Source organism: Halolamina pelagica (genome assembly GCF_001307315.1).
Taxonomy (GTDB): Archaea; Halobacteriota; Halobacteria; order Halobacteriales; family Haloferacaceae; genus Halolamina; species Halolamina pelagica_B.
Genome location: NZ_LGUC01000001.1, coordinates 1,603,585 through 1,615,627, shown reverse-complemented (window position 1 = coordinate 1,615,627; position 12,043 = coordinate 1,603,585). Strand labels below are relative to the sequence as shown.

The 12,043-nt window shown below is 69.3% G+C and carries 15 protein-coding genes, 1 other RNA gene and 2 pseudogenes; 7 read left to right on the top strand and 11 right to left on the bottom strand.

Annotation, left to right across the window (positions count from 1 at the left end; genetic code table 11):
• The first annotated feature begins 107 nt into the window (after window positions 1-107).
• Window positions 108-371 carry a HalOD1 output domain-containing protein gene (locus tag SY89_RS08530; RefSeq protein WP_189319140.1) on the top strand — a complete coding sequence of 88 codons (264 nt, stop codon included), beginning with the start codon at window positions 108-110 and terminating at the stop codon, window positions 369-371.
• On the opposite strand, the gene SY89_RS08525 is transcribed toward SY89_RS08530, so the two are convergent.
• Both SY89_RS08525 and SY89_RS17240 read right to left on the bottom strand, forming a co-directional pair.
• A complete protein-coding gene (locus SY89_RS08525) occupies window positions 335-1,075 on the bottom strand; it encodes a DICT sensory domain-containing protein (protein WP_080506647.1) in 741 nt (246 codons plus the stop codon). The genes SY89_RS08530 and SY89_RS08525 overlap by 37 nt on opposite strands.
• A gap of 2 nt (window positions 1,076-1,077) precedes the next feature.
• Window positions 1,078-1,290, bottom strand: a complete 213-nt coding sequence (locus SY89_RS17240) for a hypothetical protein (protein WP_189319139.1) — start codon at window positions 1,288-1,290, stop codon at window positions 1,078-1,080.
• Between the two features lie 441 nt (window positions 1,291-1,731).
• On the opposite strand from SY89_RS17240, the pseudogene SY89_RS19585 reads away from it, so the two are divergent.
• Window positions 1,732-2,079: pseudogene (locus tag SY89_RS19585) on the top strand (cell division protein FtsZ); the annotation flags it as partial.
• A gap of 134 nt (window positions 2,080-2,213) precedes the next feature.
• Complete coding sequence (locus SY89_RS08520) at window positions 2,214-2,636, top strand: FtsZ/tubulin family protein (protein ID WP_342764373.1); 423 nt, start codon at window positions 2,214-2,216, stop codon at window positions 2,634-2,636.
• Between the two features lie 95 nt (window positions 2,637-2,731).
• On the opposite strand, the gene SY89_RS08515 is transcribed toward SY89_RS08520, so the two are convergent.
• Together SY89_RS08515 and SY89_RS08510 are read right to left on the bottom strand one after the other, a co-directional pair.
• Window positions 2,732-2,929 (bottom strand): heavy-metal-associated domain-containing protein, encoded by a 198-nt coding sequence (locus SY89_RS08515; RefSeq protein WP_054583896.1) that lies wholly within the window; start codon window positions 2,927-2,929, stop codon window positions 2,732-2,734.
• A 50-nt stretch (window positions 2,930-2,979) separates the two neighbouring features.
• Window positions 2,980-3,324 (bottom strand): cupin domain-containing protein, encoded by a 345-nt coding sequence (locus tag SY89_RS08510; RefSeq protein WP_054583895.1) that lies wholly within the window; start codon window positions 3,322-3,324, stop codon window positions 2,980-2,982.
• Between the two features lie 127 nt (window positions 3,325-3,451).
• Here SY89_RS08510 and SY89_RS08505 point away from each other — a divergent pair, with 127 nt between their 5' ends.
• Window positions 3,452-3,814 carry a hypothetical protein gene (locus SY89_RS08505; protein WP_054583894.1) on the top strand — a complete coding sequence of 121 codons (363 nt, stop codon included), beginning with the start codon at window positions 3,452-3,454 and terminating at the stop codon, window positions 3,812-3,814.
• Window position 3,815: 1 nt separating this feature from the next.
• On the opposite strand, the gene fer is transcribed toward SY89_RS08505, so the two are convergent.
• From fer to SY89_RS08490, 3 genes are all read right to left on the bottom strand, one after another.
• Window positions 3,816-4,469 (bottom strand): ferredoxin Fer, encoded by a 654-nt coding sequence (gene fer / locus SY89_RS08500; protein ID WP_054583893.1) that lies wholly within the window; start codon window positions 4,467-4,469, stop codon window positions 3,816-3,818.
• 114 nt (window positions 4,470-4,583) lie between these two features.
• The gene (locus tag SY89_RS08495; protein ID WP_054583892.1) at window positions 4,584-5,672 is read right to left on the bottom strand and encodes a hypothetical protein; all 1,089 of its coding nucleotides are present in this window, start codon (window positions 5,670-5,672) and stop codon (window positions 4,584-4,586) included.
• Window positions 5,673-5,728: 56 nt separating this feature from the next.
• Window positions 5,729-6,562 (bottom strand): hypothetical protein, encoded by an 834-nt coding sequence (locus SY89_RS08490; protein WP_054583891.1) that lies wholly within the window; start codon window positions 6,560-6,562, stop codon window positions 5,729-5,731.
• 132 nt (window positions 6,563-6,694) lie between these two features.
• Here SY89_RS08490 and SY89_RS08485 point away from each other — a divergent pair, with 132 nt between their 5' ends.
• Window positions 6,695-7,840 carry an NADH:flavin oxidoreductase/NADH oxidase gene (locus tag SY89_RS08485; RefSeq protein ID WP_054583890.1) on the top strand — a complete coding sequence of 382 codons (1,146 nt, stop codon included), beginning with the start codon at window positions 6,695-6,697 and terminating at the stop codon, window positions 7,838-7,840.
• 93 nt (window positions 7,841-7,933) lie between these two features.
• Here the strand turns inward: SY89_RS08485 and ffs are convergent.
• From ffs to SY89_RS08475, 3 genes are all read right to left on the bottom strand, one after another.
• Window positions 7,934-8,243: signal recognition particle sRNA (gene ffs / locus SY89_RS15900), an RNA gene on the bottom strand.
• 76 nt (window positions 8,244-8,319) lie between these two features.
• The gene (locus SY89_RS08480) at window positions 8,320-9,042 is read right to left on the bottom strand and encodes a hypothetical protein (RefSeq protein ID WP_204374435.1); all 723 of its coding nucleotides are present in this window, start codon (window positions 9,040-9,042) and stop codon (window positions 8,320-8,322) included.
• A gap of 44 nt (window positions 9,043-9,086) precedes the next feature.
• Window positions 9,087-9,506 (bottom strand): DUF7548 family protein, encoded by a 420-nt coding sequence (locus SY89_RS08475; RefSeq protein WP_054583888.1) that lies wholly within the window; start codon window positions 9,504-9,506, stop codon window positions 9,087-9,089.
• 85 nt (window positions 9,507-9,591) lie between these two features.
• Here SY89_RS08475 and SY89_RS08470 point away from each other — a divergent pair.
• Window positions 9,592-10,756, top strand: a pseudogene (locus SY89_RS08470) (thiolase family protein).
• Entirely contained in the window at window positions 10,753-11,151 is a 399-nt protein-coding gene (locus SY89_RS08465) for an OB-fold domain-containing protein (RefSeq protein WP_054583887.1), read from the top strand. The pseudogene SY89_RS08470 and the gene SY89_RS08465 overlap by 4 nt, the downstream one beginning before the upstream one ends.
• Here SY89_RS08465 and SY89_RS08460 read toward each other — a convergent pair whose 3' ends face one another.
• Entirely contained in the window at window positions 11,152-11,961 is an 810-nt protein-coding gene (locus SY89_RS08460) for a DUF7547 family protein (protein ID WP_054583886.1), read from the bottom strand. It abuts the gene before it with no gap.
• Window positions 11,962-12,043: the final 82 nt, after the last annotated feature.

The following is a 12,043-nucleotide window of genomic DNA, read 5'->3' as shown; positions in this document are numbered from 1 at the left end:
AGCTCGATCTGAATGCCTGGGTTGGTGGGCGAGCCCGAGCAGTAAATGATCGGCAATTTATGTGTGTCTGACGAGTATTTTTCACAGATAGTGTGTATATGACTCACATGGAGGACCACGCCGATTCGGTCGCGGACCGAACCGTTCAGGCGGTCGCGACCACCACGAAAACGGATCCGGTGGAGCTGCCGCCGCTGTACGAGGCGGTCGATCCGGACGCGCTGACTGATCTCGTCGAGGGGATGCGTCGCGGAGAGATCGTGTTCACGTACGCCGACTGCATGGTCTCCGTGACCGGCGAGGGACTGGTCACGGTCGAACCCGACGGCGTCGGCTACCGGAGCGTGGAGTCGCCCTCAGTGAGCGACTGATCGGGGTCGACTGTCTCCAATCGCCGCCTGATTCGGGCGACCATCTCGTCGTCGTTCGTCCAGAACCCACGGTAGCCGTCGGCCTCTTCTCGCGCGACGAGCGCACACGACTCGGGCGGGTTGTCGCCCCCGTCGAACGCGACCACCCAGTACTCTCCCATCGATCCAGCCGACTCGGGGTGATAGATCACGCCGGGGATCGCCGGCGGCGTCCAGTCGTGCTCGCCGTAGACGTGGATGGTCACACCCGTCTCTGCGAGTTTACTGTAAGCCGGTAGCTGGGTCCGGAACACTGACAACCGCTGGAAGCTGACGTGGAGGCTCCCCGTGCCGAGGCGGCCCGCGCGATCCTCGATCTCGCGGCTGACCGCGAGCAGCTCCCCTCTGGCCAACGACGTGTAGACGGTATCGTCGAGCACCTCGAACAGCGCTCGGTACGCCGGGGAGAGCCCGTCAGTGGTCTCTGGCCTGACGACCGGCGGTTCGAGCAGTCGCTCGATCACCGCGACGGGGAGCACCCCAGCGAACTCGCCGTTTCGCTCGATCGCGACGAACGGATCCGGCCCCCCTGGGAACAGCGGCTGTCGGTCCACCGCGACGCTGTGGTTGGTGAACCAGTCGTCGTCGCCCGGAGCGTCGTCCGCGGTGTACACGGTAAACCGGTGGGTGGACTGCTGGACGCTCGCCAGCATCGAGTCGAACATCGCTACGTCGTCGATTCGGGCTTCGCGTCGATGCCCCCTTCGATGTACTCACGCGCGGTCTCGTCGAGCGACGCCAGTCGGACTGTCCCGCGCTCGTCGTCGTAGGCGACCAGGCCGGCGTCATCGAGCAGGGGAGGTGGATGTGCACCAGCCGGAGCAGCACCAGGTTCCGGTCGTCCGGATGCGCGACGGTGCCGGACTCGGTTGCGTCCCACCCGGCGAGGACCGTCGCGACCTCCTCGACGGCACGCTCCTCACCGTCGAGCAGCACGTAGAGGAGTCGGCGACGATCTCGCGAAGCCATCGCCCGGTAGAACTGGTGGTCGAACGGCCGAGACGGGTGTTCCCGTGTCTCGTCCGTCTGCGATCCGTCCTCCTTCATATCTCTCACTGTGGAAACATTTGTTCCGTAGTGATATAGCATTTTTGTACTGATTCGTTCAGTATGTAATCGGAATAAATCGGTGGTTTTGACCGCTATCACGGGGGCCCGGCGGCGATTCACCGTCGATGGCGTGGCGCCAGGGTCCGCGACGAAGCAACTATCCCCTCGGCGGGCAACCCCGAACCGTGAAACTCGCCGTGCTCGGCGTCGGCGGTGCCGGGGGCGGCTGGCGGCAGCGCTCGCCGCCGCCGACCCGGAGGACCGCCCGTACGTGACCGCCGTCGCCGCCTTCGACACCGACCCCGAAGCGCTCGACGAGATCGACGTGCCCCGGGAGCATCGCCACGCGTTCGGCACCACGTCCCGATCGACTGGCGACGCTGCGGCCGTCCGCACGGCCGCGGAGTCGAACGTCCGGGAGCTCAGCCGGGCAGCCACCGACGCCGTCCCCGCGGCCGCCGACGCGGTGCTCGTCCCCGTCGGCGTCGCCGGGGCGACCGGCGCCGGCGCCGCACCGATACTGATCGACACGCTCAGAGACGCCGTCGATCGCCCGGTGTACGCGCTGACTGTGCTCCCGGGTGCCGAGGAGACGGGCGTCGCCGCCAACGCCCGGGCCGGGCTTCGCGGCCTCGAAGCCACGGCCGACGCACAGCTCCTGTTCGATAACGCTGAACTGGATGCCCCCGCCGAACGCCCCACCGACGCGGAGGCTGCCGAGGCCTACGGAACCACGAACGAGACGATCGCCGACTGGACCGCCGCGCTGTTCGGCGCGGGGAAGCCGCCGACGCCGCGGCGGTTGGCGAGACCGTCGTCGACGCCAGTGAGATCATCGCCACGGTGGGGGAGGGCGGGTACGCCACCATCGGCCACTGGCGCGAACAGGTCAGAGAGCCGCCCTCGCTGCTCGGCCGCCTGCTGTCGGCCACCGAGACGCCCGACGAGATCGAGAGCTACAGCACCATCGAGACCGCGGTCCGGCGCTCGCTGTTCCGCCACCGCTCGGCGGAAGCCGACCTCTCCCGGGCGACGCGAGCGTTGCTGGTCACGATGGGGCCGCCAGCGTGGCTCAACCGCGAGGCCATCGTCGACGCGCGGCGCAGCCTCGACGAGGCGATCGCGGGCGGGGGGTCCGCGGGGGCGACACGCCGATCGAGGACGGCCGCCACTTGACGATGCTGACGCTCTGTGCCGGGATGGACCGGCCGGAGCGTGTCGCGTCGCTGATACAGGCTGGCGCGGCGTCCGGAGAAAACGACTGACGGCGCTCAGGCGACGGTGTAGCCGGCGTCCTCGATCGCGGCCGCGGCCGCGTCGCCGTCCACGTCGCCCTCGATTTCGACCGTATCGGTCGTGTTGTCCGCGGTCACGGCGTCGACGCCGTCGAGCGCCGCCACTGCGTCTTCGACTGTCTCTTCGCAACTGCCACACGCCATTCCGTCGACGGTGAGCGTGGTCTGAGCCATAGGCGATCGGAGGAACGGCCCGGTGGAGAACGTTTCGGTCGCCGCAGTGGTTACTCGCGGTCGGTCCAGAAGTCGAAGCCGCGTCCGGGTGCGAACACGTCCAGCCCGACGGCGCGCTCGTCGCTCGCGTTCTCGACGCGGTGGGACTCCCAGGACGCCAGGTGGACCGAGTCGTTCTCCGAGAGCGTCACCGACTCGTCCTCGGTGTGGACGGTGAGCTCGCCCTGGAGACAGACACAGACCTGCTCGTTCTCGTGGTCGTGCATCGGCGAGGAGTGCCCCGGCGGCTTTTCGAACCACTCGAAAGTGAACTGGTCGCTACCGGCAAGCGCGCGTCGCTGCCAGCCTTCGTCGGGTTCGTACGTTTCGGCGTCGTCGAACGCTACGTACTCCATACCGAGTAGTCGGCGGGGCGCTACATCACTGTTGTGCGTCCGGCAACCGCGTTTACTTTCGCCGTTTCCTTCACTTTCACTCCGGGGATGGCTCACTCCCTTTAGGCTGTGCTCCCGACTGGGGTGTATGGCTACTCGAACGCGTACCACGACGCCGTTCGACGCGCTCGTCCGGGCGCTGCGCCCCCGAACCCCCGACGTGAGCGTCCGCAAGCGAACGGCCGACCTGCTGTACGACGCCGACGTTGGGAACCGAACGCTCGTCGGCGTGCTGGCGGGCGCCGACGAGGCGGTGTACTACTCCGAGCGGACGCGCTGTGTCGCGGCGGTCCGGATCACCGACGTGGGCCCGGATCTGGGGAGTGCCCGCCCGCTGGGGCAGGCCGTCGACGACCCCGCTCGCGCGTTCGATCACGTCGAAGGCGACTGGGCGTGGACGAACCCGTCCATCGAACCGCGCCGAAAACACCCCGCCGGCGGGCGCCGATAGCTCAGAACTGCTGGGACGGCAGGCGGAGTTCGTCCAGCCCCGGCAGATGCTTCACGTTGTAAACCACCTGTAGCTCGTCGCTCCGCGGCCGGCAGAGACAGGAGAGTCGGATCCCCTCCTCGACCATCCCCTCGGGGAGCACGTGACTGTTGGCCATCTCGACTTCCCCCTCCCGAAGCAGTACCGCACAGTTCGCACAGGCGCCGCCCCGACAGGCGTACGGCCACGCGAAGCCGCAGCGCTCGGCGGCCTCGAGCAGCGTCTCGTCGTGATCGACGAGCAGGCGGCCGTACTCCCCGGGGCCGAGGTCGGCGTTCGACGCCGCCTCGAACAGGTCGTCGTCGTCGATCTCCCAGCCGTAGTCCGCCAGCACGTCGTAGTCGAGATACTCCATCCGCGATGTGCCAGGCGGGGGTCCTTGGGGTTCGCTGCGGGCCGCGGCGTCGGCCTCGTCGGTCGAGTCGGCGATCGAACCGTCCTCGTTCAGTTCGACCTTCCCCTCCCTGACTGCGGCGTACGCCTGCTGGAGCTGCATGAACGCCTCGCGGGAGCCACCCTGGTCCGGATGCGTCTCCTTCACGCGCTGACGGTAAGCCCGAGAGATCTCCGCGTCGTCGGCGTCGGGATCGACGCCGAGCACGTCGAAGGGATCCACACGCTGGCTTGCTCGTGCGCGGAGTTAAGCAGAACGAAACCGGGGTTCGGCCCTGAGTCGAACCCGGTACTGAGACGGGGTCAATCGTCGTCGTCAGTCGCTGGCGACTGCTCGTCAACGACGGTGGCGGTCTCCGCGCCACTCGCCGGGGACGGCTCGATCGTGTGCCCGCTCGGCGAATCGCCGACGATCCGCGCGTACGCCTCCCCTCGGGCGGCCAGGCCGTCGGTCCGTCCGACGATGCCCGGGACGACTGTATCGCCGCACGAACGTCTCTGGCCGTCGCCGGCTCGATCTCGGTGAGGCGCCACGGGTCCGCGTCGTCGATGTCGGGCCGAACGCTTTCCGGGAGTGCACCCGCTTCGACCGCATCGGCGGCGGCAGAAGCGGCCGACCCGTCGTTATCTGGCGACCTCGACCCGTCGTCGCCTGGCGATGCTGGCCCGTCGTCGCTCGGCGCCCGCGGACCATCCGCCGACGCCGACCCGCCGTCGCCTCCGATCGGTGGGTAGACCCCGTCTCCGGGGCGTCTGACTCCGGTGGTTCATCGGGATCCGTGGCACCAGGCGCCGGTGGCTCGTCGACGCCGCGGTCGCTGGCGTCGTCGCCGAAGACACGCCCCCCACTTGCGGCCTCCTCCGGGTCCGGCCACTCGGCCTCGTCGTCCATCTCGAGTCGGTCGCCCGTATCGGCCGCTTGCCCGACGCCGAGTGCGTCCGCGATCCGCTCCCGGGTGGCTTCGACGCGCTCGGCGTCGGCGTGGCCGGCAGCCGGCTCGTAGTTCTCGACTTGCACGTCGAGCACGTCGGTCGCGAGCTGGTGGAACGCCACCATCGACTTCACCGCCGTCTCGAACTGTCGCTCGCGCTTCTCGTCGATGGCGCCGTACTCCGACTGCCGGATCGTATCGAGTTCGGCCACGGCGTCGGAAAGCGTCGACTCCAGCCGGTCGGTCGTCTCACGCAGCGCCGCGACCTCCTCGGCGAGGTCGCCGACGCGGTCGTTTCGGGAGTCAGCAGCTCGCTCGTCGCTCGCAGCTTCCAGCCGGTCCAGCCGGGCCTCGAGCGCCGCGATCCGGTCGCGATCCTCCTCGGTCGTCGCGGCGTCGGCCTCGGCCGACGCCGCCTGCTCGCCCGCGTGGTCCCCCCGGATCGATTGTGGGTCCCTCCCGGTTCTCCCTCGGTCGTTTCCGCGTTCCCCCATTGCGTCACGGATACTCGAGCGCGGCCTATAACGTTACGCCCGGCAGTCGGCGGGGTTTACCGGCCGATACCGCAGCCGGAGATCGTGTCGCAGTCGAGTCCTTCCGCCTCCAGCGCGTCGATGAACTCGTTCATCCCGATCGCGTCGCTGGCGATGTGGCCGGTGACGACGAGGTTCTTCTCGCTGTCGCCGTACTCCTCCTGAAGCTCCGCCGTGTCGCCGGCGCCGACGTGGATGTACAGTACCGTGTCGACGCCGTGGTCGAAGTAGGCGCTGGCCACGTCGCTGCCGCCGTTGGTGCCCGCGGCGTGGTGGATCGCCACCTCGCCGAGGTCGTTGTCGCGCTCGCCGAGGCGGAGCTCCACGTCGGTGATCGCCTCGTCGAGCTCCGGAATCTCGCCCAGCGCGTCCGCGAACTGGCCGACGCTCGCGTCGTCGTCGAGTTCGTCGGCGACCTCGCGGAACCGTCGGCGCCCGAGCTCGTCCGGTGCGAGGTGGACGTTCATGTACGGGATGTCGAGATGCTCGGCGATGGAGGGGTCGTGGCGGTAGTTCGCGCTGTGGCCCGCGTGCTCCATGCCGGAGATGATCCCCGACGCCGCCGCCTCGGCGCGCTCCTGGGGGACGCCGTGGGCGGTCATGAACTCGACTTGCTTGTCGAGCACGGGCGCGAAGTTCACGCGGGGATCGCCGCCGGGCGGGTGGTGGGCGAGCACGAGGTCGTACCCCTCGCGCTCGGCGAGCTGGATCTCCGGGGATTCGAGGTCGATCCCGACGAGCGCGGTTTCGAGCTCGTCGCCCGGGACGTGGATCCCGCTGTCCGCCGGCACCTCGTCCCAGCCGACGAGGTCCAGACTGATCTGCATGATCTCTTCCGTTGAGAGTGCCATACCCACCATCCCTGCGGCGGCGGTGAAAAGCTCTCGAATCCGGCAGGCGGCGCCGACGGGGTCGCCGTCGCCGAAATCGGCAATTCGGACACGAGCCGACAGCGCTTTTCCCGCGCGGGCGAACCGTCGAGCGTGAACGCTTCACTGTTCGAACCGCTCACGCTGCGTGAGACGACAATTCCGAACCGCGTGATGGTGTCGCCGATGTGCCAGTACTCCTGTGACGACCGCGACGGGCTGGCGACCGACTGGCACCACGTCCATCTCGGGAGCCGCGCCGTCGGCGGCGCCGGCGTCGTGATCGCCGAGGCCACCGCCGTCGAGCCCCGCGGGCGCATCTCGCCGGAGGATCTCGGCATCTGGAGCCAGGAGCACGCCGACGCGCTGGCGCCGACCGCCGAGTTCATCCGCGAGCAGGGCAGCGTCCCGGCGATCCAGCTCGCCCACGCCGGCCGGAAAGCCAGCACCCGGCGCCCGTGGGAGGACGGCTCCCGCCTCGTGAAACAGGACGAGGGCGGCTGGACGCCACGTGGCCCCACCGAGGAGCCCTACCCCCGCGACGAGGAGAACACGGCGCCGACCGAGCGGATGGATCAGGACGACATCGACGAGGTGATCGACGCTTTCGTGGACGCCGCCGAGTACGCCCTCGACGCCGGCTTCGAGGTGCCGGAGATCCACGCCGCCCACGGCTACCTGCTGCACGAGTTCCTCTCGCCGGTGAGCAACACCCGCGACGACGCGTACGGCGGCGACTTCGAGGGGCGCACCAAACTGCTCCGGGAGGTCTGTGCGGGCGTCCGGGAGGTCTGGCCCGACGAGAAGCCGATCTTCGTCCGGATCTCCGCGACCGACTGGCTCCCGGACCGCGAATCGTGGGACGTGGCCCAGTCTGCCCGCCTCGCGAGCGAGCTCGCCGAACTCGGCGTCGACTTCCTCGACGTCTCCTCCGGCGGAATCCACCCCGACCAGCAGGTGCCCCGAGCCGGCCCCGGCTATCAGGTCCAGTACGCCGAGACGATCCGGGAGGTACTGGCCGAGGACGGACAGACGCTCTCGGGCGATACGCTCGCCGTCGGCAGCGACGAGATCGCGGTCGGCACCGTCGGCGGCATCACCGACGCCACCCACGCCGAGGCGCTGGTCGGCAACGAGCGCGCCGACGCGGTGCTGCTCGCCCGCGAACACCTCCGTGATCCGTACTTCACGCTCCACGCCGGCCGCGAACTCGACGCCGAGAACGCGCCGGAGTGGCCGGACCAGTACAAGCGAGCCTGAGCAGTTTACACAGTCCAGAATTTTCTGACGCTCTCCGCTTTCTCCGATGGGTACACCGCGAGCCACCGGCTCGGGAGTTGAGAACGAAATGAATGGCGGACAGCCGGATTTGCCCGGCGTTCCGACACGGGGAGTCTCGGTTGCCTCCTCCACCCCGCGACCCGACGAGCGACGGGCGTCCGACGGTGGGCTGCTCGCTTCCGCGCCTGACCCGGTACCGTCGATGAACCACGACGGACCGCCCCTGCGGGCGGGCGTCGTGGACCGCTGTCCCCGGCGGACGAGGCTTCCACGTCGGCTCCCGAGGCCCGTGCCGGTCTGCCGGACGAGCCCGGGGTTCGGTCCCCCCTGAAGACTATCTCGGGGTGACGAGCGGGGCCTAACCGCCCGACCTAGTCCAGTTCCTTCTAACGCGGTCGAACTTAAGGCCCTTTCGGGACAGAGATACCCACGCGAGACGTGACCCGCGCCGCGAGAACTCAGAGCTCGACAGGTTCGAGCGTCGCCTCCAGGTCGTGGACGTGCTCGTTGTACGCGTCGACGAACGCCGGGAACTGCGGAACGAATCGCCGTACGTCGGATGGTTCGGGCGGCTGATACTGGGAGACCAGGTAGACGCCGTCGCTGCCGCCCACCCGCAGGTAGGAGACGCCGTCACGGTCCCAGTTGAGCTCCCAGCGCAGGCCGTCGATCCGCTCGGCGTAGGTGCCGTAGTCGCCACCCTCGAAGCGGTGCAGTTCGCCCGCGATCCGGTCGCAGACCTCCTCGACGCGGTCGAGGACGCGTCGGCGTTCCGCGACAGCGGCCTCGGTGGTCTCGGTGTCCGGGAACTCCGTGGTGACGCCCGCGAGGGTATCCTCGGCCGCTTCGACGTACTCGTCGTAGGCGTCGACGAACGCCGCGTAGTCCGCGAGCGCGGCGGCGAGCGGCTCGGGGTCGGGCTGGCGCTTCGTGGAGACCACGTACACCTCGGAGCCGCTCTTGGGGTCGAACTTGAGAAAGTCGAGCTCGCCGGCCTCGTGTTTCACCGTCCACTCGCCGCCGGGCGTGTCGAACGTCTCACGGCCGTAGTCGCCGCCCTGGAGGCGCGCGAGCTGGTAGGCGATCTCGCCGGCGTGGTCGGCGACGGCGCCGACGATCTCGTCGCGGCGCTCGGCGATCGCTGCTGCGTCGGTCGGGTCCACCGGTGGCCAATCAGTCACGGGTTCCTTTCACCGGAGAGGAAGATAACGCTCGCGGTCACGATTCACAGCACCGTCCGGGCCTGCAGCCCCGAGACAGCCGCGAGCCCGAGCGCGCCCCCGAGCACGACCCACCGGTGGTTCTCGATCCAGGCGTACTCGGCCGGGAAACCGAACAGGACCGTCGGGTCGATCGTGATCACCCACGCGGCTGCGGTCAGCACCACACTCAGCGCGACGACGGCGCCGACGCCGGAGAGCGTCAGCGTGTCGGTGTGCGGCCGACCGACCGAGAGGAACACGACGGCGGCGACGACCGCCAACAGGCCGACTGCGGTGAGCCCGAACGGTCCGGCCGCGTAGTACGCACCGAGTGTCTCGCCGGCCCCGGTCACCATCACCAGCGGCGCGAAGATCACGACGGCGAGAGCGGCGGCGACGACGGCGGCAAGCTTCCCGGCGTCGGCGGGCTCTGAGAGGTTCATGGCCGGTGGTGGCGCCGGCGCGGCCATAAATCGCTCGTGTTCCGCGAAGGGAAACGCGTAAGCGACCCGCGGCCGGGCCCCCGGTATGGACCGAGTCGCAATCGTCGGCGCGTCGATGACCCCCTTCGGCGACCGCGAGGGGAGTGGCTCCGCGACCTGCTGGCCGAGGCCGGCGCGGACTGCCTCGACGACGCCGGCGTCGACGCCGACGCCGTCGACCACCTGTACGTCTCGAACATGGCCAGCGGCGAGTTGGAGGGACAGACCGGCGCCCCGAACATGCTCGCCCACGATCTCGCCGCCCAGCCAGCGTACACTGCACGCATCGATCAGACCTCGTCGTCGGGCGGCGCCGGGATCTACGCCGCGTGGCAGTCCGTCGCCTCCGAGGCTAGCGAGATGACGCTGCTCGTCGGCGGCGAGAAGATGACCCACAAGACGACGGGCGAAGCGACGGACGTGATCGCCTCGCTGACCCACCCCGTCGAGTACAAACACGGCGTTACGCTCCCCTCGTTTGCCGGACTCACGGCGCGGCTGTACCTCGATGAGTACGACGCGCCCCGCGAGAGTCTGGGGAAAGTCGCAGTGAAGAACCACAGAAACGGCGTCGACAACCCCAAGGCGCAGTTCCGGAAGGCGGTCGATCTGGAGACTGTCCTCGACTCCCCCATCGTCGCCGATCCCCTGCGGCTGTACGACTTCTGCCCGATCACCGACGGCTCGGCGGCGCTTTTGTTCTGCCCCGAGTCCGTCGCGCGTGAACTCACCGACGAGTACGTCGTCGTCTCGGGCGTCGCGGGCGCGACGGACACCCACGTCGTCCACGAGCGCGCGGACCCGACGACGATGCGCGGCGTCGTCGAGTCGAGCGACCAGGCCTACGCGATGGCCGATCGAGACCCGAAGATATCGACTTCGCGGAGCTCCACGACATGTTCACGATCCTCGAGTTCCTGCAGTTCGAGGACCTCGGCTTCGCCGAGAAGGGCGAGGGCTGGAAGGCGATCGAGGAAGGCCGTACCGAACGCGACGGCGACCTGCCGATCAACACTTCCGGCGGCCTGAAGTCGAAAGGCCACCCACTCGGCGCCTCGGGCGTCGCGCAAGCCGTCGAGGTGTACGAACAGCTACTGGGCGAAGCCGGCGACCGACAGCTCGACGCCCCCGAAGTCGGGCTGGCCTGCAACGTCGGCGGCTTCGGCAACTGCGTGACGACCACCATCCTCGAAACTCCGGAGGCAGAATGACTGACCAGAACGACGATACGGCGAGCGAGGAGCCGGAACTGACCGCGTACCGCTACTCGGACGGCAGCATCACCTACCCCGGCCACCCGCGCGGCCCGGACGGCAAGGAGCCGGTGGGGACCGTCGACCTCAGCGAGTACACCGCCGAGGTGGTGACCTGGACCACGTCGACCGCGACGCCGCCGGGCGTTCGCCAGCCCAACCACCTGGCGATCGTGGAGTTCGACGTCGACGGCCGGCCGGTCCGCGCGCTGGGCCAACTCGAAGACGGCAACGTCGCCATCGGCGACACGGTCGAGCCCGTCCACGTCGACGAACTCCGCGACCCGGAGGTGGGGATCCGCGAACCGGCGAGCCAATCCTGGGACGGCTTTCGTTTCCGCCCCGTCGAGTAGCTACTCGGCTTCGTCGCGGTCCGTGCCGTTCTCGTCGTCCGGAGACGCCTCGTCCTCGGCGGCCCCTTCGTCGTCGCCGTTCCCGGCCGATCCCCTGACCTCCTCGCGGATCGAGTCGAGCTCTGCGTCGACATCCGGCGCCGGCGAGTCCGTGGACGCCGCGGTCGTGGCTCCCTCGTTCGTGGGGCCCTCGCTCTCGTCCCCCGCGTTCGAGGAGGCGGCGCTCCCGTCCGCGACGTCGAGGTGGACCGCGTCGTCCGCCTCCCCGGTCGCCCGGTCCGAACGCGTCTCGACGCGGTCGCTCGCCGCCCGGAGGCGTTCCTGGATCTCCGTGGAGAGCGCTTCGGCCTCGGAGAGGAGCTCTCGGGCCTCGGGATCGGGGGCGTCGGTCCCCGCGATCGCGTCGTTCAGTTGGTCGAGGCTGGTCGCGAGTCGGTCGGCCGAGAGCCCCCGTCCGGCGTCGATCGCCTGGCTCACAGCGCCCTCACCGTCCGGACTGCCGGGAACCGCCGAGCGATCCGGATCGAGCGCCCGGAGCGCGGCGCCGCCGAGTTGGAGCAGCCGGATGTTCGCCTCCAGGATCGAGATGAGCGTGGGAATCGTGTACTCCTCGGTGAACCGCAGCACCTCACGGAGTCGTGGTGGCCGGGGAGCGGGGCGGCCACCGCCCGGGAGCCCGCGGGGGATTCGCGGCACGTCGCGTCGATCGTCGCCCAGCTCGGCCCGGAGATCGACGAGCGTCGACTCCAGGTCCGCGAGGAGTTCGCGTAGCTCCTCGGGGTCGGGGTCGGGGTCGCGGCGGTCGGTCATGGTTCCCGGTTGGGGCCGGCGACCCATAAGCCTGCACCGCGGTCTACCGACACCGACGGTTCTTACTCACGGGCCATCGAAC